Raw genomic sequence first — 24,416 nt, forward strand, 5'->3', positions numbered from 1 at the left:
CTTATCATAGAGTTTGTCGAGAACTTCATGATTCGGGAGGAAAAAAAGGATGTTAAAGATGGCTAATATAGAGCTTATCAGAAAATTGCACTTTAAAGAAGGTCGTTCTATACGACAATTAGCGAAAGATCTTACATTATCAAGACAAACCATTCGAAAAGCTTTACAACAGAATAAAATTCCAACCTATCAACGATCAAAGCCGGTTACCAACCCGGTCATCGACCCCGTTAAACCAATTATTATCCGATGGTTAACGGACGATGAAACAGCCCCCCTAAAACAGCGTCACAGTGCTGCTCAAATCCACAGACGCTTGGTGAAAGAATATGGCTTTAAAGGTGGAGAATCCACTGTACGCCGTTTTGTACGCCAATATAAGCAGCTCAAAGAAACTCCTAATTCCTCTATACCGTTGGAATTCGATCCCGGTGAATTTGCCCAATTTGATTGGGGGGAAATCATTGTGCTTTTAAATGGGATTGAAACGAAGGTAATGCTTTTTTGTATGAGACTTTTGTATAGCCGTAAGATTTTTGTAAAAGTGTTTCAGCATCAACGGCAGGAGGCGTTATTTCAAGGTCACGCAGATGCCTTTGATTATTTCGGTGGTGTCCCGAAAACGATTGTCTATGACAATATGAAAACAGCGGTAAAGAAGGTGTTAGAAGGGACCAAGCGTGAAGAACAGGAGGCCTTTATCCAGTTTCGATCATACTATCTTTTTGATGCCCAATTTTGTGCACCCGCAAAAGGAAATGAAAAAGGACAAGTAGAGAAACTAGTTCAAACAGCACGAGCTCAATTTTTAGTTCCCGTTCCACAGGTAAGTGACTTACAGGTACTTAATCACTATCTTTTAGAACAATGTGATGCCTATGAAGAAACCTATGTTCCAAAAACGAAAGAACAGGTGGGTGAACGATTTTTACTAGAGAAGCAACAGCTTCTGCCGATTATTGGTACTCATCCTTGCGCAAGGAAGGTAAGAGCCTCTGTCAACAGTCTTTCGCTTGTTAATTTTGAAACAAACGCCTACTCGGTACCTACTAGGTATGCCGGTCGGAAAGATGCACAAATAAATGCTTATGTAAATCACATTGAAATAAACATTGACGGAAACTGTGTAGCCAAACATGAGCGTTCATACGAAAAGCTTCAAGAAATTTTTGAAGTGGATCATTACTTGGATGAACTGGAGAGAAAACCAAGGGCCATCCAGCATGCGCGCCCAGTTCGAAGAGCTAATCTTCCACCAAGTTATCAAGAATTTTATAAGAGAAGTCTTTCAAAGTATGGGCATGGAAAAGAGTTTATTCAACTATTAAAACTCCATCGGGAGTTTACGATGGAAACAGTAGAAAGGGCAGTGGCAAGTTGTGTAAAAGAGCAGCTATATACAGCTGATAGTGTAAGGCATTATCTTTACCTCATGACTCAGCCGGAAGCAACAAAGCCAGCCCCAATAAAATATGAAATGGAGCAGTCCGTCACCGTCAAGGCTCCTACATTTAGCCCGTATGACCAACTATTACAGAAAGGGAGGTATATTCACTGAATACACACCATTATCAAATGGATGAATATCTAAAAAGGCTGCGCTTGCCGACTATACGTGAACAAGTTGACGCTTATTTGCGCGAAGCAAATGAGCAACAAATTACCTATGAAGAATTTCTCTTTCAATTATTATCGATTGAAATAGCTGAGCGAGAAATCAAAAAGAAAGAGTTAGCCAGAAAAAAGGCGCAATTCCCTGTACATAAGGACCTCCTCTCTTTTCAATTTGAGGAGGCTCCCCACGTACCAAAAAGACGCATTCTGGACATCTTTCAAGGAGAGTACATTCAGCAGAAAAGGAATGTCATTTTTATTGGGAACTCAGGTACAGGAAAGTCGCATTTATCAATTGCGTTAGGGGAAGAGGCGATTAATCAAGGCTATACTGTCAAATATTATACGGCCGCCCGCCTATCGAATGAACTGATGGAAGCCCAAGACGAAAAAAGGCTCCTCCAGTTGGAGAAACAATGGTTGGCTGCAGATGTCACGATTATTGATGAACTTGGCTATATCCCCTACCACCAGAGAGCAGCCGAATTACTGTTTCAATTTTTTTCTACTCGTTATGAAAGAGGAAGCATGATTATCACTAGCAATCGGGAGTTTAGCCGATGGGTAGAAGTTTTTCACGATGAACAGATGACCGCCGCCTTGTTAGATCGAGTGACTCACAAGGCCCACATTATCCCAATGAACGGAGAGAGTTATCGTCTCAAAGAAACATATTCGAAGTAACAAGAGGGTGGTCAACTTTTACATGAGCGACATGGTCAACTTTTGGGTTGACATTTACAGTAATTCATGTTTATTGAAGAATCACAAGTATAAAAAATATGTACCTATTAAAAAAAACAGGGCCTTTTAAGCTATGACAATAGATCCTTACGAAAAGCATAATTAATAAGTTTATGGGTTGTTTATCTTATTTTATTTTCCAAAAAAAGGGTGTTTCTATTAAAGATAGAATTTCTTATGAACAGGAGGTGTTTGGTAATTTATGGGGTAAGGAAATCAAAAATACTGGTTTTCTAAAGGCAAATCAATTAAAGGGGAGTGTTCTATTTGAAAAAGTTTATTAGTTTGGTATTCTCGCTTCTACTATTAATATCTATTTCTTCTCCAACTAGTGCCTCTACAAATCATACAGATAATCATAACCATGAAATAGAACATCACAATCATGCGCACGAAAGCTTCTCTGATACTAGTAAGAGTAAGAAAAAGCAAGATGGGGATTTTGGAGTCTTATACGTTCCCTGTCCAGAGACAGGAACAAAACATCAAATGAAGGCTCGCGGGACTGGAAAGCATACCCTAACCAATGGAAGTACATGGATTGGGAATTTGTATCAATGTTCCGGTTGCCTTATGACATTAACTACTTACTATAACTATTTTAATTCTGGTGAAAGGCCAAATGGTCCTGGAAAATACATTTTAGCTTCAGCACCTGTTTTTGTAAGTCCTGCAGGCTACGTCTTTTCTGGAAGATACACGTTATCAGGACCAGCCACTTCATGGATTACAGGTGTATTTGGAAGCATGTCGTTTTCATATTAGTATCCTAACAACTGACTAAATCGTTGCTAAATCTTTGTTCACTATACTAGTTAAAAAGGGATTTGTGACGCGAAGAACTCTATAAACTTAAAAATGGCTTGCCAAAACTATTTTTAGTTAGCAAGCCATTTTTATTGTCATTTATTTGATATGCATTTCAAAACGAAACTTTTTTCATTATGAGATAAATTCTACAAAGGAAGGGATACGTAATTTATTTTCTTTTGTCAGGTTACGATATTTTACCTTTGCCTTTATTTTTGGTTCCAGGAAAATAAAGTCCTTGTTTTCATCAACTACATAATTACGGTACTCTTGATAAAACTTTTTCCTCGCTGCAGGAACCATGAACTCCATTAATCCAACAGGTCTCATTTTGTTCCCCTCTTCCAAGCTTAGAAGGAGTCCAAATTCGTTTTTTCTCAATCCTGTAATGTAAACATCAGCGAAAGAGTAATTGATGACTTTAAGCCAATTATGAGACCTATTTTTAATTTTATATAAGGAGTCTGCTTTTTTTATAACAATCCCTTCTAGTCCATGCTCTTTGGTTAAATTAAAATATGCTTCCGCATTTCCGGTTGTCCATTCGACCGGTGCTATATATTGAGAAGGTTTGATTAAAGATTTTAATAGTTCTTTTCTCTTGAGCAGAGGTAAATGCGTAATTCTTTTATCCTCAAGATAGATAATATCGAATACACAATACTGTATGGGTTGTATTCCATTTCTCCCCGCTTGAAATCTGCTCATTGTTTCCTCGAAATCAGGTTTACCTCCAGGACCAGGCACAACTACTTCTCCATCCAGGATCGTTCCATTTGGGATAACTATATTCAGGAGCTCAGGAAACTTCCCTGTTATTTCATTTCCATGTCGAGTATATAGTTTTATAACGTTATCCCATTTAGCTAGAAGTAACCTAATCCCATCTATTTTTAATTCGGAGATATATTCATTTTCATCAAATGGAAGCTCATCGAATGGAGGACTGAATTTATGCAATAACATTGGTGAAACAAACATCCATACCACCTCATTTCAACATTAACAGATACCTTTAATAGTATCCTTATAAAATTGGTGGCAAGTTATCCAAATGCTTGTAAAGTAACCATTTTGGAGGATTTGAAGTCTGAATTTTCTTGACCCTGCCATAATTAGGTAATATAATAAACACTATAAATTGGTGTAATTTAAAACGAATTTATTTTTTTATTTAATTACTGGTGGTGAATAGGATGAACACTTTACTTAGTGCGGCTAATGCAGCATTGCAATATAACAGAGGAAAACAAACAGGGTTAGCGGGTTTAGTTTTTATAGGAATTGTATTACTTGCTGCTTATCAATGGGATCATATCGTCCCTATTTTGGAAGCAATCGGTTTGATAAGTTTTCTCGATAAATGGGGTCTCATATATGAAGGTGAATCTTATATGACTGGATTCAGCATCTTTATGGTTGCATTTAGGATTTGCATATTGTTTGTAGTACTAGGATTTCTAACCTTAGTTCTTGGTATTATATTTTCAATTATTGGCTCAAGTAATATAGGTGCTGCAATTTTGGGTACTTTTGTGGTTGTACTAGCATTACCTTTTATTTTGTTGTGGTCACTCTACGATACTATATTTACACCAAAAGAAGTCCGGGAAGAACGAAAAAGAGAACGAATGAGAATATATAAAGAAGCTAATAGTACTCCAATTGATATCATAAAGGAGAACTATAATGAAATTACTGAAGATGAGGCAATAAGGTATTTGAACCGAATTCCTACTAAGGGAGACCATTTATTCTTATTAGGGATAACAGAGGAAAACGAAGTATTTTTTGTTTTTCCAAAACCATATTTTTTAAATACTGAGAATTTCAGTGCTGGCCTATGGGGAATAAAATCCATTATGAAACGGTGCAATGGCTCAGAATTTGGTATTGGGCCATTTCAGATAGATATTAAGCCAGAAGAGATTTACCCAGGTAGAGGTATTCAGCCAGTCCCAATTGATCGGATTACTTTCTATCACTCTGAAAATAGCCATAAGGATATTAAAGCGAAATCTCAGCAATTTAGTTACCGGGATGAATATAGAAAATACATTGATGAAATACAGTCAACATACATTCAAAAAAAGGATAATTTAGAAAAAACCATTTCTATTACTCCAAATAAAGAAAGATTCAATGAAGCAGTCCAAGAAATAGTAAATTTCAATGCTTCCAATGAAGAGATAGTAAGGATGATGATACAATCTGAAGGAAGAGTACAATAGAGAGGCAATCTATGGATAACGAGGAATTAATAAATCAATTAGAACAACACAAATCGGAAATAACAACTGCTGCACATTGGAACTCATATGCAAAAAGTGTTGGTTTACCAGATTCAAATAAGTTGATCGCTAATTATGGGTCATGGAATGAATTAAAACGTAAGCTAGGGCTTCCGGTAACAAATACATCATATACTCCGAGCGAGATACGAACAATAGTCAAAAAGCATAAGAATCATGTTAGGACCCAATCTGTATGGGATCTATATGCGAGGGAACATTCTTTACCCTCTTCTAAGACGCTTATAAAGAGTTTTGAAACATGGAGTGAAGTAAGGAAATATGTTGGGAATAAACGTGAAAGAAAACCGACATATACAAAGAAAGACATTAAAGATATACTCAAAAACCATGCTCCCAATTTCCAAAATCGTACACAATGGGATGTTTATGCAAAAGAGAATAAACTTCCGACTTACAAGACTATAAAGAAATATTTTGATTACGAGGAAATTACAAAAATTCTTAACAAGGAAAAAAAGATTAATTTATCAAAAGATGATCTAATACGCATAGCACTTAAGCATAAGGATATATTTTTAACATCAAGCATGGCAAGATGGGATATATATGCTTCTGAGAATAACTTGCCTAGAAGTACCACCTTCCATAAACATTTTGGCTCCTGGAACACAGCTAAAAATGTGATAAAGCCAATGTAATTTAAAAGCCAGCTCTCCTGTTATTGGAGGCTGGCTTCTATCTGTTTAATGATATCCCATGCAGAAGTAGTTATTACGTAAGTGCCTATTTCATCCTCATGGTGAGAGTCTGATAAAGTTAATAGATCAAAATTTACTGTGGCTTCTTTTTGATCGTCGTATTTAATGGTTAGTGAGATTGTGTTGCTATCTGCATTTAAGAACCCTTTATTTACTTTATACAAAATCTCTTTTAGAGTACCATTGCGAGAAATTTTATCCATTATTTCTTTAGTAACAGCATCTTTATCGGGATTTTTACTCTTAAATAAATCTTGAGAGATAGACTCTACATAAAAACTAGATAAAAAGATGTCGGTATTGTTGCTAAGAAGCCCAGCAATAAAATATTTTATGGCATCTTTTTTGGGATCTTCTTTTCCCTCATGCTCAGCATGTTCTGGATGGAAATAACCGATGTCTTGGTCGTTACCTTCCGCTAATTGAATTGTTTTCTCAGTGTATTCTTTTGAATCTTTTATTTCCTTCAGTACCTCTTCTTTAGTAGCGTCTAACTCAATCCTTTGTTTGTCTGAATTGATATCTAGATAGATAAACAAAGAAACACCTAAAATGGCCATTATTGATATTAAAGCGGCAGATTTTTTATTCATGATTATTGAGGTGTCTCTCCGTCTGAGGTTTCAAGACTCTTTCTTAGTATTTTCCATTCATTATTGATAGATGCTTGATTCGTTTTAATTTCTTGGTACTCAGTTCTTAGATAGTTTTTATCAATTTCATTTTCTTCAGTGTTGGCCATATCAATAGCAGTTAACAAAAGTCCGTGAGAACGATTAATTAGCGCAATAAGATTTTGATGGTTCTCAAATAATTCGGGCTCTACATCTAAACTTTCAACATCAGAAACTAGTGTATTTGATATTTCTATATTGTCTTTCATAGATTTTGCGAATTGTTCACGGCTGTATTGTTCAGTATATAAGCCATCTAATGAATTATTAAAGGACTTAAAAATTGATGTCATTTGATCAAAATATACTTGTAAGGACTTATCATATTCTTCTAGATAGGATTTATTTTCTTCAGTTACCTTTAAACTTGCTGTAGCATTTTGTTTTGAGGAACATCCCATTAAAATAAAGATACTAGTAATGATAATAGTTGCAATCCCTAGCTTTTTCACAAATACTGATTCTCCTTTTTAGAGGGGGAATCCCCCTCATTTATTAAAATTGAACAACTAATGCCGGATTCATCGCATTCCCTTTATTGGGTGTCCACTGGTTTTTGTGCACTTCAAAGTGTAAGTGTACTCCAGTTGAATTCCCGGTCGTACCCATATAGCCTAAAAATTGCCCTTGCTTGACTTTTGCACCTTGACTCACTGCTCTATTGGTCATATGAGCATAAACTGTTTCATAAGCTTGCCCATTAATGTTGTGCTTAATAAAAACAACGTTTCCATAAGATGAAGAAAAATATGATCGGCTAACTGTCCCATCTGCAGAAGCAACGATAGGAACTTTGGATTTACCCCCAGAAGCGATATCAGTTCCATAATGTACCGTTCCCCATCTTGCTCCAAAAGGAGAAGACACAGGACCAATAGCTGGCCTCATAAAGCTACCTGGCTTTAATGGAGGAGTATCTCCACCACCTTCATAGGTTGCTGCAGTCTTAAATTTCTCTGCGTTTGATAGTACCTTATTAACATACCAATCTGCGTGATTGTATTGCCAAATGGCTTTTCTTGCATCTTTTGCATATCCATTTTTTGATAGGTAATATGCTGCGGTATGAATGGCATCTTCCATGTCCCAAGGGTCTGCTTTGCCGTCATTTTGTGCATCTCTTCCGTATCCATTTCCAGCAGCAATGACTGCTGGACTGGTGATATCTAGACTTGACGAAACCAGTCCTCCGCCGATATTGTACTTCCAGCCAACCCATGTTGCGGGCATGAACTGCATGTGTCCAACAGCGCCAACAGATGAAACCATAGTTTTATGTGAACTGAATCCAGTTTCAACAAAATGTACAGCTGCTAATACATACCAATCAACACCATACTTCTCTTCCGCAGATCGATAGAAAGGCATGTATTGTGGAGGTACACCTGCACCAGGTATTATAGTTCCGTCAAAGCCAGGGGAACCACCGAAGCTACCGCCGGTTCCCATCGTTTGAAGCCAATCTGTATAAGCAATAGTTCCTCCCATAAACATATAGTTTGCTTCTACTATACTTTTATCGGTTAGACCAAGCCCATAAGAATTGAGGATGCTATCAAAAGTAGCATAATCAGTAATAGTAGATTTAGAGGACTCGAAATATTGTTGACGTGTTTTCGTAATTGTTTTTACTTCTATTTTTCGAACTTTCTCGACTTCTACTTCTCTAACCCTTTCTTCTTCCCTTGATTTAGCTTTTTTTACAGGAACTTTTTTATACTCTGTTTTAGTTACCTTTTTATACTTTGTAACAGTTATATACTCTACGTACCTTCTACCGTTTTCATCAAGTTTTACAACAGCAATTTTTTCTTCATAAGGAACGTATTCGGTAACTGTATAGGGCCGTGTCTCATATTCGATATAGTACTCCACTACAGTAACGGTGTATGTTTCTTTTACTTTTTCTTTATATTTTTCTTCCCGGTATGTGATCTTCTCACTAGTTTTCCAAGGAGTAACTTTAGGTGTGTACGTAAAAGTTGTTGTTCCATTCCAATACTCTACATGGTTTAATTTTGTAACCATATTTGAGGTTCTTTTTACAGGTCCAGCATTACATTTTCCATCTTCACATACCGTGACCTGTTTTTCTTTCCATTCATCATATTGACCGTAATCAAATGTAGGAGCAAGAGCATTGGCCATTTTTTTAATGACGCTTTTAATATCATCATTTTTTTGGAAAGCATCTAATTGAATAGTGGCAGCTATTAGTTTTTCGGGTACGCGATAGGGTCTTTCAAGTGAACTATTCATATTTACTGTGCCATTTGCCTGTTGCACGATATATTCATGAATCTTCTTATCTTCACCCTCTAGTCCATCGCCTGTACCGAACATGAAGCTCCAGGCTAATGAGATAACAATAAGAGCAACAATTACCGCTAAAGCTATCCCTATAACAGGGAGGCCAACAGCTCCAACTAGCCAAGCTAGTACTTTTCCAAGTAGCAAGACAAACTTTTTTGCCGCGAATTTAGCTAATTTAACTGCAAATTTAGCTCCTTTTTTAGCTACTTTCCTGCCCTGCTGTTTGGCCTTATGTTCAGCATATTTTCTTAATACGGATGGATCACGTTCTTTTTCTTGAGGTGAAGGCAGCATGCGATCACCTCAAGCCTTCCACAAATGCTTTATTTCTGAACTTGTCATTCTGTTTTCTCATCATATTTCGTTTGTTAGCTGGACGATAAGCGACTAAATCCTCTGGTTTTAATGAAGTAGTATAACCATCAGTATTATTTGGAATCAGCTTATTATTTCTCATCTCACAGGTGATCTTTTGAGTTTCATCTGGGCTAATTCTTGTATCACCCGGTCCATAAGGAGAAATGCGGTAGGTTTGTCCATTCTTTACTCCTTGAAGGTAGCTTCGATTTCTGTCAACAATCATTTCAATGTTGGACATTTCACTCATTGCATTCTTTAAATAATACTGTCCGCTATCTACCAATTGGTTATAGCTTTGTACTTCTTTTACAACCCTTGGAGTTTTAGGTGTGTTCCTATTAGCTACCAGTTTATTAGGGTTAACATTTATTGTGCGGTTTAAATTAACCCTCCCTCCTCCACTGTCTTCTTGGTAGACATTAGAAGTTGGAGTGAGTTGGCCATCTTGAATTGATAAATCTTGATAAAGGGTTTCTCCCTTTTTTAAAGAAGAATCACCCGAGCCAATACGAGAAACTGTTTGAAGCTGTCCCGATTTCGTTCTTACTTGAAGGACTGTTTGACCCTTAGTAGTAACCATTCGAACTGCTCCAGATGCAAGTGTTTTTTGGCCATCATCCCCAATTATAGTTTGAGCCATTTGTTCTATCTCAGATATTTCAGCAACATCCGGAGACTTTTGATTAACAGCGTTGTTATATGGATTCCATCCTCTTAAGCCAAATGCTTTAGTTACTTGTGTTCCTCCAGCTGCATAATTCGCTCCGGCTTTATAACCCTTTACTCCTCCCAAGATACCTACTGAATAAGCAACAGTGTTTCTAAAACCGGCTTGTTTACCGACCACATTTTGAGCAACATGATTATCTGCTGCACTCCAAGCATTCTTTAATCCAATTCCCACAGAATCTGCTCCTGCAGTGACTGGATTTTTTACAGGATTTCTATTTTCCCATGCCGTTTTTGTATCTGTTACTAATGCTGTTCCGAATGCGCCCATCTTAGTATCATTCAGAAATTGGCCAACAGCTTTCGGACCAGAAATAATACCCGTACTTTCAAGGACTCCACTAGCAACACCTGCACTTAAAGCAGATGCTCCTCTAACGAAACTACCTCCTCCGATTAACCGATGGTCTAAAGGTATATGTCTAGGGAGTCCGCTTACAGGATTGGCTAACGCGTTTAAGTTCTTTTGAAATTGAGATGGTGCATGTGATGTGTTCCATTCTTGAACAGCCTCTTGTCTGGTGGCCCCAGGGTTGCTACTAATATGCTGTTCAACAAAAGCGTCCCTTTGCTTGTTTGTTTGCATTGAAGCTAATTGATTACGTAAGAATGGTGTATTTACCGACTTCCCTGAATACAGTGAAGCGTTCTTTACGGCACTTGTAGCTCCACGAACAGCGAGGAGGCTAGCGCTTTGACCCGCTCCAATTACCGCGCCTACTTCATTTCCAACCTCATTAACAAAGTCGTCCTTATTAATGTAAGAATTGGTACTAGAAGGGATATATCCTAATTTAGAAGCGGCCTTACTAGCAATCTGACTAATTATGTTTCTTTTACCAGCAACCGCATTTTGCCAAGCAACTTCCCGATTTTGGTTATGGGTTTGTATAGTATCTGAACTTGCATCTGCAGGCAATGGGTTGGACATATCATAGTTCTTCATAAAGGATTCACGATTATTTTTAGCCCACTTGCTTGTCAAATTGCTTACAGTTGCACCGATTAATTCAGAACCCTGAGCTTGTCCCACTTTAACTCCATTAGTCGCAGCTTTGACTGCTTGAATACTTTCAGGATTATTAAAACCGGTAATGGAACTTACTTTATTTCCAAGCTGATTTACAAACTCTTCTTTATTAATAGAGGATGAATCAACTGGAGATCCATTCCCTAGTTTGGAGGCAACCGAAATGGCAGCATTTTTAATAGCATTTTGCTTTTGACCAAGTGCTTGATTCCAGGCAGCTTCTTTAGATTGTTGATGCATTGTTTTTTCTTCTGTAGAAGCATTCGTTGGTAAGGGGTTTTCATTATCATAATTTCTCATAAATGCTTCTTTATTTTTACTGGCCCATTCTTTTGTTAGGCCACCAACAGAAGTATTTATCAAATCTGTAGCTTTTGCACGATTTAAGTTAACGCTATTGATTGCATCCTTAACGGCACCTAAACTTTCTTGTTTCCCATTCATGCCAAGAACGCTACCGACTTGATTGCCAACCTCACTAATAAAGTCATCCTTATTAATGAAAGATTGGCCATCTAACTTGCCAAATCCGAGTTTAGAAGCTGCAGCCACGGCTACACCATTTATGGCATTTCTCTTTTCAGCTATCTTCTGATTCCAGGCTTCATTTTTATTCTGATTATGTTTATTCTTTTCAGCTTCCGTAGCATTTGCTGGCAACGGATGAGCGGCATCATAATTTTGTTTAAAGGTATCTTCATTGTTTCTTGCCCAATCATTAGTCAGGTTATTTACGGTGGAATCTACTAAGTCTGAAGCTTTTGCAAGTTTCCCATTTTGTGCTTTAAGTCCTTTTACTGTTGACCTTGCTTTTTCGAGAAAATCACTTTGCTTAGACGCAACTTGTTTATCCCACATTTGATTGATTTCGCGATCAGTGGCATCAGGGAAACGCTCTTTAATATCTTTTAGAAATGCATCTTTATTTTCACCAGCCCATTGAGAGGTTTCTTTATCAGCAAGGGTATTAGCTAATTTTTCATCTGCATGAGCTTCAGCATTTTTTAAACCATCAAACTTGTTTTTCCCCACCTTAAAACCAGCTTTAGCTCTGTCTGCCAATAATTCTGCACCAGCCATACCCGCTCTTCCCGCTACTCCACCGATTGCACCACCAGCACTAAAACCTAAAGTTGAGCCAGCAATTGAAGCGACAGGACCCATCGGTGAACCAGCAATAGCTCCGGCGGCTCCAAAGACAGCTTTACCGCCTTTTGAAAAAATTTCTCCAGCTTTTAGCATTCTTTCTGCTCTTGAGGTAGAACCTATGTCTGTTCCAGCTCCTGCAAGGAGACCTTTTGCACCGTCTTCTTCAGTACCATCTTTTCCGCCTTTAGCATTTTTAGCTACCTGGCCAGCAGCACTTCTTAATGATTGAGCGACAGATTGTCCACTTAAGGCCCCTTTAACTGCACCAGCAACACCCATTAGTGCAGAACCACCCATCATGGCTGCCGTTTTACTTAACCGGTCATTCATCTGTCCTCCTAAACCTAAAAGAGATCTGATTGATTCCGTAACAGGAATAAAGATGATGTAAAGTAAGATACTTCCGATACCAGGATTCGCACCAGCAATTGCTGCAATTACCCAATATACCCCGGCATGAACGGATTGAACAAATACAGTTCCTGCATATTCTTTAAACAATCCAGCGGTAATACCTTTCGTTTGCGGAATAAGGTAAAGAGCCACTGCCAAAGGCGACATTATGGTTAAAATCATTAGTGTAAGGGTACGCATCATATAATAGAAGTTTGCCCATATTGAAAGTCCAAGAAGTACCAATCCTATTATTAATCCCCCTAGAACACCTTGCTTTAGAAATGTAGTAGCCTGTTTCGCAATATCTCCATCCATGACTTCTTTTGCACTTGAGAATGTCGAAACAAACATTTCATTTACGGAGTACATAATTTCGAAAATTGTGCTCAAGTTAAAAAACAATATAGCTACAAGAATAAAGTCTTTAAAATATTCAAATGTATAGGTCCTGTTAGAAGGATTTATACCGGAAGAGGATATTCTCATACCCGCTAATATAATAGAAACTAAAATGAACCCTACAGATAAGGACTGCATAACAGCCATACCTTGAGCTATAACACCAAATTGATCCTCATTAAAAACACCATAATAGTATTCTTCTTTTCCTGTGTCATAAATGAGCCCCTTAAGAGTGTCTAGATCCTTAAAGGGACCCAATATCCATTCGAGCATCTTCTCAAATAGGGACTCAAATATATCCATAATTTTATCTTGCAAGGACCACCACCCCCTTCTAACGCTGTTCCATGAGTTGTTTTCGCTTCATTTGTTCTTCATAAACTGCTTGGTTAGATTCAATGAAGAATAATTCTTCCTCACTAGGATTTGTTTGTAACCACACGGAGCTTTTTCCCATCCGAAGAATTCCTTCACCTTTATCCGGATTCCCGAATAAGATATTTATTTCACCAGCGCTAAGGTCAAAGTTTTCCTTAATAACTTTCAAATCAATTTTGTTTTGCTGAAGGAATAGATAAGCATGTGTATTTTGTAGAATCCCTCTAGCTTTGTTATTAGTAACAAAGCGTACAAAGTCCTGACTTGCCAATCGAAGACCTGTGTTTCGTTTACGGGCTCTTCGTGCCATTTTTTCAAGGAAACTGACTGTTTGCTCAGAATCGATTAATGTCCAAGCTTCATCGGCGTAAACAAATTTCTTTTTTGTTGCGTTATCTAGATTTTTCACAAAATGCTCCCATAAATAATTCAGGATTACATGATAAGCAATTGGGCGTAAAAAGCCTTCCTCCATTTGGCTAATATTAAAATTAACCAGCCTTGCATCTTGCAATGATTGGGTAACTCCCTTGCCAAGATATGTTTGTCCATCGAAGATAGGCTTTGAGCCATCCCTTAAGAAGGGGCGAATGGCGGCTATTAATCTTAGAGCTTTTGGCTCTTCCTCATAATGATCTTTTAAGTATTCGAACACATCAGATATAGTCGGTTCCGGTTTCCTGACTTTTGATTGGATCAATTGGTTGTCAACTTGAACTACCTCGTTGCTGAATAAGGAATCCGGATGAGATGTAAGCTTTAACTTTTCATTAAAGATGTATTGAACTGCTTCTTCTAAATAGTTTCTCTCAAAAACATCAAGGCCTCGATCTTCCGAATTCTTACCGCGGCAAATAATATCGAAAAAGTCCAGAATGTCATTCATTTTTTCTCTAAGAGGTACAAACCGAATAAATTTCTTCCCCTCTTTTTCAATAACTTCTCGTTCATCAGTATCTTCTAATAAATCTAACTCTTCATCTTGCTCATCCATTGGGACGTCAGTAAAGTTAATAGCGAGAGGATTAATGCAAATATCTTCTTCTTCACTAATGTTTAAATTGATACCACCTAATCGTCTGGTGATTCGAACAAATTCACCTTCTGGGTCTATTAATCTGCTATAGATATTTGCACCAGTTAATTCCCGAGCAATTAAGAGCTTAAGAGTTACTGATTTACCTGAACCAGATATACCAACTACAAACATGTTATAGTTTTGTGGACGGTACTCTTCATTCCCAAAACTATTGATAAACTCTAATTGGCCAGTAATTTTATTTATTCCTAATGGAATACCTCCCATGTATTTACCGCTGCCACTAATGAAGGGAGCGAAGGTAGATAAAGCACGGCGGTCAATATTACGAAATGAATCCGGAATCTCATTTTTCCCAAAAGGAATAACACTTTTAAAACCTTTTTTGACTCTGCCCCAGGTCGAGACTAAAGAGAAGAATTGACTGCTCATTTCATCCTCGATGGCTTCACTGTACCTATTTAGTTCCTTCTCGCTTTGGCCATATAAAACCCCTAACGAACTAACGTTATACATGTCATTCTCGGAGAACTGTATTTCGCTCATAAGTAAGTCTGTGTCTCGAATTTTAGATTCCAAATCATTAATTTGATCAATGTTTCCTCTTTTAGTCTGAAAGGTTAAGTTCGACTGGAGCATTGTAATTTGCCGCTGTAAGGTTCTAATGGCATCTGATTTTCCTACTTTATGTACATCAATTAGAACGTCTACTTCTCCACTTGAAGAAAGATTGTAAAGCCAATTAGTCTGCATTTTTCTGGGATAGCCGTCTCTTGGAATATAAATTGGACGGAAATATGTTTTGGTTCCTAGAGATTGCTTTATTATTCCAAAATCTTCACTATTAATTTTTAAGCCTTCAGGGGAAATAATGTCCCACATTGTAGGCTTAGTCACCATTTGATGATCTGAGATCGCTTCATCCTTACCGGACTGTTTTTTCTTTTTAACCTTACTTTCTTTAACTTGCTTGGCTTTCTTCTGTTCGATCTTCTTTTCGCTGTTCTTCTTGGTTAAATTCATTTTCTTCAATAGCCTCCTTAACCGCTTCAATATGTTCATCAGTCTGCTCAGCTGTTACGTACAATGCATTTTTTTCTGTTTCTACTAAATCTTTGAAACGATTTTTTACTGCTTTTCGACGATTAAAAGTGTGATAAAGCAATTCATAAATCCCTTCTGTAGGAAGAAGAGAAACATTCATTTCCGCTCTCCTTAATTGAGATTTAGCGGCATTCAATCTCCTCATTAATTCAGCAAATGATTTCTCAACAAGTTTTTCTTCTAATTCTTCAGCTGAATCAGCTGAAATGTCCTTTGCGTTGATTTTATGAGTAAATATGAGATATCTCTTAGTCTCATAACGTGGTGTTTGTGATTGCCAATTTTGTAAGTCATCAATCATTGATTGGCCAAAACTTAATGCTGCTTCATTAAGGTCTTCTGAATTTCTCATGCTCTCTTTCATTTGCTGGACCGGTTCAGAAATATCTATAAAACGATTTTGTAGGTAAAACTGTACAGGGTAATTAATGGCAGCTAACCAACTTTCAAAAACCATATCGATCGCTTCCTGTTCATCTTGGCTCTTAAGGAAGTAATTGACCGGCTCAACTTCAGCTATCATGGTGAAGGAATTATCATTAAACCTAATCATATGGTTTGATATGTCCTTTACTTCATCAAATAACTCTTGAAAAAGCTTTGGCTCTTCTTCGATTGAAACCTCATGCTTTTTCTTTTTTTGTTTCTTTTTATTTGATGGGGTATCTGATTCATAAACTTTTTTTTCTTTCCAAGGGAGAATGGGCTCCTTCAACATCATTTTGTAAAATACATAAGCAACAACCCCGAAGATTGCCATTACGATAAGTTCAATCATTTATTAGTCACCTTCCAATTTTTAGAACGGCTACCTTTCCGCCAAATGCCTATCTGTTTTCCGTAATTAAGCTTAATTAGAAAATAGTGGTCAAAATTTAGATGAAGTTTTGTTTTTTTCCAAAAACCAAATATGAAAATAAAAACCAGTGTGGGAATTGCTGAAATAAGAGCAGCTATCCCACCGACGATAAAATGCGGGAATATGTTAAAGACTATGGGGATATATGTATATAAAATGGCCCCGCCAATGATGAGGTAGATAAGTTGCCTTATAGAGATAAAGCCTAGTATTGTTTTTTGTTCAGAGGACATATCAATTGGAACAGTTTCTTTTCTCAAATGAGCACCTTCTTTAAAAATCTACCCCTCTAATAATTTAGAGGGGTATGAGTTTTTCTATTTGAATTTCTAATTAGGATCCGAATCCTGCAAACCAATGTGTGGCATCTCAATCCGTAACGATTGAGGTAGCCACTGCCCATTTCGGGTACGATAGGTAAACCTTTGAAGTAATCTCTGGCTTTTCCCCCGCCTCACACGGTACGTGCGACTTTCACCGCATACCGCGTTCCATCGAAATACTTCTAATATGGACTAATGCATCAAAGCTACTCACTCTCAAAATCCATTAAAGGCTTTATTTGTTAGGCGACTATGGGTTGTAGTTTCAGCAGTTTTCTCAAAACATTGATTTTATCAATTTGTTTTAAGGAAAGGTTCTCTAAGTTTATATATCGTTTTATCGTTTCCTCCTTTGTTGCGTGAATCAAAGTGTGAACGAAGTTGGATACAATAATAAGGTTGCTATATTTATCAGTTCCACCTGAGTTTCTAGGCTTCTTGTGATGAGTATGCATCCTACCGATAGTTAGAGGTTGACCGCTAATAGCACATTTACCATTTTGCGCTACGAACAGTGATATACGGTTATCGTTAAATTCAACTGACTCATTTATTACAGGATTTTTCAGAAGATAGACAAGCATTTCACTATCCACTGCTTTCAGACTGTTATGGATAGCTGCTCTTCCCTCTTTAGTAAAGTTATTGATATCTTTTCTAAAGTTTTTAGGTATTTCTAATTTAATACCTGCAATTGGAAAGATAGGCTTACCATCAATAAATATCTTCTTGAATTTATATTGTCCGTATAACTTATTGTACGTTTTGCTTTCAGTCCCAACATTAGAGCTTTGGCTTTTTAATCTATTGTGTATGACCTTAGAGAGCGCAAAATTCATTCTTACAAAGGTGATGTTTACTCTTGTTGCTGCTTTGTAGTAATTGTGATATCCCCTTATTTTCGAATTCATTCTGTCTACTTCTAATTTCTTATGCTCTTTTGAGTATTGGATTGTTTTGATGGACTTTTTAAGGTTTTTCTTCATTTTCCGAACTGCCTTATCCGATATGTCACTGATAGATGCGTATCCATGCCTTGTATTTGCTCTAGGAGTTACCTTGAGTTTAAATCCAAGGAATTCAGTATAGTTCTTACGAAGATTAGTAATTTTAGATTTCTTATTACTTACCTTAAGTCCTAACCTTTCTTTCAACCACATTTTGGTTGCAGAAAACATTCGCTTTGCAACATTAATGTCTCTACAGAAGATTTTAAAATCATCAGCGTACCTTACAATGAAAACTTCTTTTAACCTAGTTTTCTTTAATTCTCTATCCTGTTTGCCCTTATTTGAGTAGGTTTTCTTAGATTGAAATGTTTCCCATTGGGAGCTGATCCACCAATCTAATTCATTCAGCACAATGTTGGATAGGAGCGGAGAAATGATTCCACCTTGCGGGGTTCCTTTATCCATTCTCCCTTCGCCAATAATATTGGCTTTCAACATTTTGCTTATTACTGAAATAAGGTTTTTGTCCCTAATCCCTATGTTCCATATCTGTCTAAGTAATTTTCCATGATTGATGTTATCAAAGAAACCCTTAATGTCGATATCAACTACGTAGTGCAGACCATTTGTATTCATAAGATGTTGTGATCTGGCGATTGCATGGTGAGCTGAGCGAGTGGGTCTAAATCCATAACTGTGTTTGTGGAATTTAGCTTCGCATATTGGTTCGAGAATTTGCAGGATACATTGCTGGATGATTCTGTCTTCAATTGTAGGGATACCCAAAGGTCTGCGTTCTTCACTGAAGTCTTTAGGTATATAAACCCTCTTTATAGAGTGCGGTTGGAAGTTTTGAAGCCTTTTTCTAACATAAGATACCAGTTCATCAATGTTTTTATCAGCTATATTGGTGATGTTAGTTTTATTGACTCCTTTAGTAAGGCTTCCACCATTACGTTTTATGTTTCTATAAGCAAGCCTGACATTTTCCCTTGACGTTATCAAAGACATTAAATCGCTTGTTTCACGATTGTTTAGGCTGTCTTGGTAAAGTTGGTCAAGCGTAGCTTGCATATCATAATACTCATTGTGCCTGAGCCTCTTCTTTTTGAGATTGAGTGCCAATTGGTCAGCATCCTCCTTAGTGGAGTTTTGCTTCTCTTAGTCATACTCGAACCCAATAAATTTGATATATTGTCCTCTTTAGTCATTAGTATTCCGACTCGGGGCTATCCCTCTACTATGTTTCCATAGCTTCAACGGTACTGTGCCCCTACTCTCACAACGATAAATGCACTTCGGTTAGTAAGATAACCTTATAGCAACCTTCCCGCTTACAGACGTTTAATAGAAGTTCATTGCTTTCGACGTTCCGAAACATTTAGCTATCATATCGTTCCTTAGATGGTGACTTTGAGCCTGTAAATTATATATCCTCATTGTTGGATATCCCGAATTTCATATCTGGCAATCTTACTTTTCGGTAATTCACCTTCCACTTGGAAGCTACACAGTTTCCTGTGCATCTATTTTTAGACCCGTACATTCGCCACTTTGTCAGTGCATCTTTAGCACATTCTCATCATAAAACGCTTTTTCAGCCCCCCGGCCTATCACTAACCATATCCACTCTTGGACTTAGGTTAGTTTCAGCCGACTTCACCTAGCTTCAGACCCCATCAACTCTGTAACGTTGAGGCGCATGTAGGAGTATTAGGGTGTAGTTTCAAGCCAACATGACGGCTATCATTCCTATCATCAATGTTCCAGTTAGAATTAAATAACTTAATTCCTCTCATTTCATGCTTTAAGCACTTGTTGAGAAACGTCTCGCACACCAGCAATAGTCGTTGCTTTAACAATAATGAAAATTCCAAGTCCAGCCATTAAGATTCCAATAAAGCCCTGCGTTCGGGCCTGTGGATTTCCGCCCTGAGCAGCTGAGAGTCTCATACCCGCGAATAATAGGCATCCAATAACCCAGAATCCACCTACAGCTGTAATAAAGTAAACAATGTTAGCAAGATCGGTGTAAATTTTACTGTTTTGCAAATTTCCCTGAGGGGTAATACCGGATTTTTTCCAAGCTGCTGCGGCTTCCTCTGGAGAGAAAAGAAGTAAAGAAAAGGCAAATACTGCAGTTAACGCTACAAATGGAAATAATTTTTTCATAGACTTTTTCATGGTTCCACCTCCTTCGAGGAACAAAAAAAGCCCCGAAGAAGCTAAGAGCTGCAGATACAAAAAGTATCTGCTCTTAGTTCTTCGGGGCTTTCCCGTTGGTTTAATTTATATATCATCATAATAATGTAAATATTGGATATGGTCAAGCCTTTATTCCTGTTTTTTGAAGGGCCTATTGCTCCGTGAAATCCTAAATTATGGTACCAACTTTAATAAGGATTATAAGTTTCTATAACGAGCAACAATATTTTCTATTACGTTGGTTAAATTTCCAGTTCTATATTTCTGTATAAAGTCGCTATAAAGAATTCTTAGCACCTGGTTAACTGTAAATGATTTGTTTTCCCCTAATTCTGCTATATCACTTAAAATTACTTCCAGTCGTAAGGCTTCTTTTCTTCTGATGGTACATTCAAATATACGCTCTTTTCCTTTAGATGTATTACGGTTATATGTTTTATTCCCACCTTCATAGCTATTCACCTTTAACGAGTGTTCACTCCTTATATCTAATTCATGATAAAGATCATATGGATTGTTTCGTTGTTTTGCTTGATACAAAAAATCGTCAAGGAGTAAACTTATTAGATCTCTTTGCGTGAATTTACACTCCATGGCTTCAGATACATCATTGCAAAATAGTTCTCCCCTTAAGTATTCAGATGCAGGCACAGAAAAAGAGTATTGAAGTTCTTGAGATTTATATAAGCTTCTACCCAGATTAAAAATTAACTTATCAATCAATCCACTTGGTTGATAAGATAAATCGTCAAGTTCTTCTTCATATATTTCATATTGACCATATCTGGTTTTATTCATAACAATAACCTTCTTTCAATGGTTAGCATGAAACTTATAATCCTGTAGGCAGCCTCTTTTAGACTACAATCCCATTTAACTTTATAATCAAAAAGCTGATCATGGTAATGAACTTCAAGTTTTGCAGGATAAGGTTTCCCTTTTGGATTGTAATAACAGGGAGGAAAATGATGCTCTTCCTTGAGCGCCTTCTTGATTAACAAAGTGCAATAAGGAGTCGGTTCCAGGCCACGCATTTTAGCAAGCCTTTTAATTAATACCCTCTCTTCGTCATTGAATGGTATCTTCACATCTTTCTTTTTATCGCATCTTTCTTTTCTGCCCTCAGCCTTCGTTACAGGCTTTTTCCGAACATTGGGTGTATGAGTTACGGATAGCTTGTTTTTATTTTTGTTATCAAAAATTGGATTGATTGCTTTCAATATACTCCCCCCTCTTCTAAAAGAGCCCCTCTCTCCTCTTTTATCCCAGTGTCAAAATGTTAAATAGTTATATTGTTAATCTATTCATCTAGTGGAGAGTATAGTACGTTTAGAATTTATTAATTTGGACAAACTAAAAATTAACGAACGAAATAAGAGGGCAGGTGGGGAATATATGGCTTCTAAAAAGGATAAAAAAACATTGCTGAAGGAATTAGGGAAGGCAGCAAAAAAATCTAAAGCTGTGACGAAAGTAAAAGTGAAGTGATTTTAGCAGATTTTAAACTCAAGCTGGTAAAGTAGTAAAATATGAAGAGATTATTTTTCTTGAATATAAACAAGCTTATATGCTATTACTTATAGTGCAACAATAAATTGATGATTCCAAATTTTTCTAGAGGTGACCAAAATGAATAAAACAGAACTTGTAAATGCAGTTGCTGAACGTAGTGAGCTTTCCAAAAAGGATGCTTCAAAAGCTGTTGATGCAGTATTTGAAGCAGTTACTAATGTATTAAAAGAAGGGAAAAAAGCCCAATTTTTAGGTTTTGGTAACTTTGAGGTTCGTGAAAGAGCCGCTCGTAAAGGGCGTAATCCGCAAACTGGTGAAGAAATTGAAATTGCTGCGAGTAAAGTACCAGCATTTTCTCCAGGTAAAGCACTGAAAGATGCAGTGAAAAACAGTTAAATAACTGGTTCTAAATTTAGTAAAGCCCTTCTTAAGGGCTTTTACTATTTAAATCGCTTATACAGGTAAAACTCCATTAGTTCCTGGACCCTATTTCGAATTCTTGGATTCGTCTCATCAATAAGTTCCAAGTATGGTTGTTTAAGTTTGAAGGAACCTTTATCAAATAATATTCGATCCCTTTCGAGAATGGTAAGGAGCATCGGGAGATACATAGCTTGCTCTAAAATATCCCGGTCTTTTTCTGGAATCCTGGTCATTTTTATATCCTCTCAACAGCCGTAATTTCGTGAATAGATATCCTTAATAACTCACCATTAGATTCTAAGAGTAAATATTTATTAGCATATCCACTTTATCTACGATTCCGGTTCTAAACATAAAAAACCCGTCTTTCCAAATCGTCACTTTAATTGGGATGGTACACTTTAAGGATTCCATGACAATATAACCTATTTCCTCAAATTCATGTTCATCCAACTGAGGCTTTTTTTGCTTTTTGTCGTCGATTGTTATTCGATTAAGCATGGCCCTATGCTCTGGCATAAAATGAGCTGGCTGCCATTTAATTTTTCCTCTGTCACGGATCATCTATTCTCATCTCCTTATATCAATAATTATACAAACATTCGTTCTTAAATCAACTTGAAAACGAACATTAGTTCCCTTATTATTATGTAAAAAGGAGCTGATAATACATGAAATGCTTGTTTAATTTCTCAAGGGAAAATAAAATACCGATTGATCTAATTTATATGAATGATGCAGGGAAACTCACACATAGGGCAGTGGTTGTAAGGAGTTATACTAGCGAAGTTGTTCTTACATTGGATGTTGGGAAGCAGCAACTTAGGACTTTTAAATGTTCAAATATCTTATCAGCTGCCAAACAACGAAAGGGATGGAAAGTTGCCAATAACATTTAATTTTGTTTGTTCAGTTTTTGATGTAAAAAGGAAAAGTCCCTTGAGAACTGAACTATACCCTAGATAGTGGACACTGATAAAAAAGTGCCCCTTTCTGGGGTTTTTTGTGTTTCAATAGTTTTAATGAATAAGGCGGAGGATTTTTTATGAGTAAGAATATCTATAATGAATTGCAAATGAAAGAGCTTGAAAAGAATCCTAATGTTTTGAGGGCTTCTGAGAGGTCAATCTCCTATAGTTCTGAATTTAAGATAAAAGCAGTGGCGGAGTACAAAAGTGGGAAAACACCATCGCAAATCTTTATTGAACAAGGCTTTGATCTCGAGATGATTGGCAAGGAACAGCCAAAACGTTGTCTTAAGCGTTGGAGAGAAACATTCGAAAGGTTCGGGGAGGAAGGTTTCCTTACGGAACGTCGAGGTAAAGGGAGCACTGGACGTCCTTCTTCTAAACAACTTTCCATTGAGGAGAAACTAAGGAAGGCTGAGGCAAGGATTAAATTCCTTGAGGCAGAGAATGACTTCTTAAAAAAGCTGGAAGAACTAGAAAGGCAGGCGTTGATGAAGAAACGATTCTAACGGCAGCTGAGAAGTTTTCTTTAATTGAGAAAACCATCAGAACATATCAGTTGAAAAAATCTGTTTCCTACCTGTGTGAACTGGCAGGCGTAAGTCGAAGTGGCTACTATGATTGGCTGAAGGCAGCACAATTACGGGCACAACGTGACGAGAAGGATCAATTGGATATAGAGTTAATTCGAGAAATATTCATAAGTAAAAAAGAAAAAGTAGGTGTCCTCCAGATCAAAATGATTATGGAGAATGATTATTCATCGGTAATGAACCACAAAAAGATTAGGCGTCTGATGGCAAAATATAATCTTGTAACAAAAGTAAGGAAAGCCAATCCTTATCGTAAAATGGCTAAGGCAACCCATGAGCATCGATCTTGTCCCAACCTCCTTAACCGAGAATTTAATCAAGAAGAACCAGGAAAAGTCCTGCTTACTGACATTACTTATCTCTATTTCGGAAAGGGACAAAAAGCATACTTATCCTGCGTAAAAGATGGAGCTACCAAAGAAATTGTCGCTTATCATCTATCCACTTCGTTAGAAATGGATATTGTATATAAGACGCTTAAAAAGTTAAAACAAGCTGTTGGCGATCATTTTCATCCAGAAGCCATACTGCACTCTGACCAAGGTTTCCACTATACCCATCCCCAATTCCAAAGCAAAGTAAAAGAACTTGGCTTAATACAATCGATGTCCCGAAAGGGAAACTGTTGGGATAACGCACCAATGGAAAGTTTCTTTGGGCACTTTAAGGATTTAGCAGAGTATAAATCATTAGATAATTTAGGAGATGTTAGAAAAGAAGTGGATCGAGTGATTGAGGAATATAACCAGCATCGTTATCAATGGGGCTTAAATAAAATGACCCCGGAGCAATACCGGGGCCATTTACTAGCCGCATAGGCGCTTTTTA

21 protein-coding genes are annotated in these 24,416 nt (G+C 37.2%); 7 read left to right on the plus strand and 14 right to left on the minus strand.

The window, feature by feature from the left end:
- The first annotated feature begins 49 nt into the window (after positions 1–49).
- From istA to A361_RS28365, 3 genes are all read left to right on the plus strand, one after another.
- On the plus strand, positions 50–1,558 hold the full coding sequence (istA, locus tag A361_RS28355; protein WP_019380290.1) for an IS21 family transposase: 1,509 nt from the start codon (positions 50–52) through the stop codon (positions 1,556–1,558).
- 17 nt (positions 1,559–1,575) lie between these two features.
- Positions 1,576–2,298 (plus strand): IS21-like element helper ATPase IstB, encoded by a 723-nt coding sequence (gene istB, locus A361_RS28360; protein ID WP_019380289.1) that lies wholly within the window; start codon positions 1,576–1,578, stop codon positions 2,296–2,298.
- 327 nt (positions 2,299–2,625) lie between these two features.
- Positions 2,626–3,123 carry a hypothetical protein gene (locus A361_RS28365; protein ID WP_019380461.1) on the plus strand — a complete coding sequence of 166 codons (498 nt, stop codon included), beginning with the start codon at positions 2,626–2,628 and terminating at the stop codon, positions 3,121–3,123.
- A 177-nt stretch (positions 3,124–3,300) separates the two neighbouring features.
- Here A361_RS28365 and A361_RS28370 read toward each other — a convergent pair whose 3' ends face one another.
- On the minus strand, positions 3,301–4,149 hold the full coding sequence (locus tag A361_RS28370) for an RNA ligase family protein (protein WP_019380460.1): 849 nt from the start codon (positions 4,147–4,149) through the stop codon (positions 3,301–3,303).
- Positions 4,150–4,364: 215 nt separating this feature from the next.
- On the opposite strand from A361_RS28370, the gene A361_RS28375 reads away from it, so the two are divergent.
- Entirely contained in the window at positions 4,365–5,399 is a 1,035-nt protein-coding gene (locus tag A361_RS28375) for a hypothetical protein (RefSeq protein WP_019380459.1), read from the plus strand.
- An 11-nt stretch (positions 5,400–5,410) separates the two neighbouring features.
- The gene (locus tag A361_RS28380) at positions 5,411–6,121 is read left to right on the plus strand and encodes a hypothetical protein (RefSeq protein ID WP_019380458.1); all 711 of its coding nucleotides are present in this window, start codon (positions 5,411–5,413) and stop codon (positions 6,119–6,121) included.
- Between the two features lie 20 nt (positions 6,122–6,141).
- Here the strand turns inward: A361_RS28380 and A361_RS28385 are convergent, their stop codons facing one another.
- The 11 genes from A361_RS28385 to A361_RS28435 form a co-directional block, all read right to left on the minus strand.
- On the minus strand, positions 6,142–6,774 hold the full coding sequence (locus A361_RS28385; protein ID WP_019380457.1) for a hypothetical protein: 633 nt from the start codon (positions 6,772–6,774) through the stop codon (positions 6,142–6,144).
- A 2-nt stretch (positions 6,775–6,776) separates the two neighbouring features.
- Positions 6,777–7,307 carry a hypothetical protein gene (locus tag A361_RS28390; RefSeq protein ID WP_019380456.1) on the minus strand — a complete coding sequence of 177 codons (531 nt, stop codon included), beginning with the start codon at positions 7,305–7,307 and terminating at the stop codon, positions 6,777–6,779.
- Positions 7,308–7,350: 43 nt separating this feature from the next.
- The gene (locus A361_RS28395; RefSeq protein WP_019380455.1) at positions 7,351–9,462 is read right to left on the minus strand and encodes a peptidoglycan DD-metalloendopeptidase family protein; all 2,112 of its coding nucleotides are present in this window, start codon (positions 9,460–9,462) and stop codon (positions 7,351–7,353) included.
- Positions 9,463–9,466: 4 nt separating this feature from the next.
- Entirely contained in the window at positions 9,467–13,552 is a 4,086-nt protein-coding gene (locus tag A361_RS28400) for a hypothetical protein (RefSeq protein WP_019380454.1), read from the minus strand.
- A gap of 16 nt (positions 13,553–13,568) precedes the next feature.
- The gene (locus A361_RS28405) at positions 13,569–15,674 is read right to left on the minus strand and encodes a VirB4 family type IV secretion system protein (RefSeq protein WP_009336130.1); all 2,106 of its coding nucleotides are present in this window, start codon (positions 15,672–15,674) and stop codon (positions 13,569–13,571) included.
- The gene (locus A361_RS28410; RefSeq protein ID WP_019380453.1) at positions 15,613–16,533 is read right to left on the minus strand and encodes a hypothetical protein; all 921 of its coding nucleotides are present in this window, start codon (positions 16,531–16,533) and stop codon (positions 15,613–15,615) included. Before A361_RS28410 ends, A361_RS28405 begins: the two co-directional genes overlap by 62 nt.
- The gene (locus tag A361_RS28415; protein WP_019380452.1) at positions 16,530–16,874 is read right to left on the minus strand and encodes a PrgI family mobile element protein; all 345 of its coding nucleotides are present in this window, start codon (positions 16,872–16,874) and stop codon (positions 16,530–16,532) included. The genes A361_RS28410 and A361_RS28415 overlap by 4 nt, the downstream gene beginning before the upstream one ends.
- A 305-nt stretch (positions 16,875–17,179) precedes the next feature.
- Entirely contained in the window at positions 17,180–19,012 is a 1,833-nt protein-coding gene (gene ltrA, locus A361_RS28420; RefSeq protein ID WP_019383531.1) for a group II intron reverse transcriptase/maturase, read from the minus strand.
- A gap of 675 nt (positions 19,013–19,687) precedes the next feature.
- Positions 19,688–20,071 carry a pilin gene (locus A361_RS28425; RefSeq protein ID WP_064328241.1) on the minus strand — a complete coding sequence of 128 codons (384 nt, stop codon included), beginning with the start codon at positions 20,069–20,071 and terminating at the stop codon, positions 19,688–19,690.
- A gap of 219 nt (positions 20,072–20,290) precedes the next feature.
- Positions 20,291–20,890, minus strand: a complete 600-nt coding sequence (locus tag A361_RS28430) for a hypothetical protein (protein WP_009336127.1) — start codon at positions 20,888–20,890, stop codon at positions 20,291–20,293.
- Positions 20,887–21,312, minus strand: coding sequence for a hypothetical protein (locus tag A361_RS28435; protein ID WP_019380475.1), 426 nt, complete (start codon positions 21,310–21,312; stop codon positions 20,887–20,889). The genes A361_RS28430 and A361_RS28435 overlap by 4 nt, the downstream gene beginning before the upstream one ends.
- 409 nt (positions 21,313–21,721) lie before the next feature.
- Between A361_RS28435 and A361_RS28440 the strand changes: the two genes are divergently transcribed.
- On the plus strand, positions 21,722–22,000 hold the full coding sequence (locus A361_RS28440) for an HU family DNA-binding protein (RefSeq protein ID WP_009336125.1): 279 nt from the start codon (positions 21,722–21,724) through the stop codon (positions 21,998–22,000).
- Between the two features lie 44 nt (positions 22,001–22,044).
- On the opposite strand, the gene A361_RS28445 is transcribed toward A361_RS28440, so the two are convergent.
- A complete protein-coding gene (locus A361_RS28445) occupies positions 22,045–22,260 on the minus strand; it encodes a hypothetical protein (protein WP_019380477.1) in 216 nt (71 codons plus the stop codon).
- Positions 22,261–22,324: 64 nt separating this feature from the next.
- Positions 22,325–22,591 (minus strand): YolD-like family protein, encoded by a 267-nt coding sequence (locus tag A361_RS28450; RefSeq protein WP_019380478.1) that lies wholly within the window; start codon positions 22,589–22,591, stop codon positions 22,325–22,327.
- Positions 22,592–23,072: 481 nt separating this feature from the next.
- On the opposite strand from A361_RS28450, the gene A361_RS29645 reads away from it, so the two are divergent.
- Positions 23,073–24,406 (plus strand): IS3 family transposase gene (locus A361_RS29645; protein ID WP_099049187.1). Its coding sequence is split into 2 segments (ribosomal slippage): positions 23,073–23,445 and positions 23,445–24,406, totalling 1,335 coding nucleotides; the frame shifts between segments, so codons are not numbered across the junction.
- Positions 24,407–24,416 lie beyond the last annotated feature (10 nt).

This window comes from Cytobacillus oceanisediminis 2691 (assembly GCF_000294775.2).
GTDB lineage: Bacteria > Bacillota > Bacilli > Bacillales > Cytobacillaceae > Cytobacillus > Cytobacillus pseudoceanisediminis.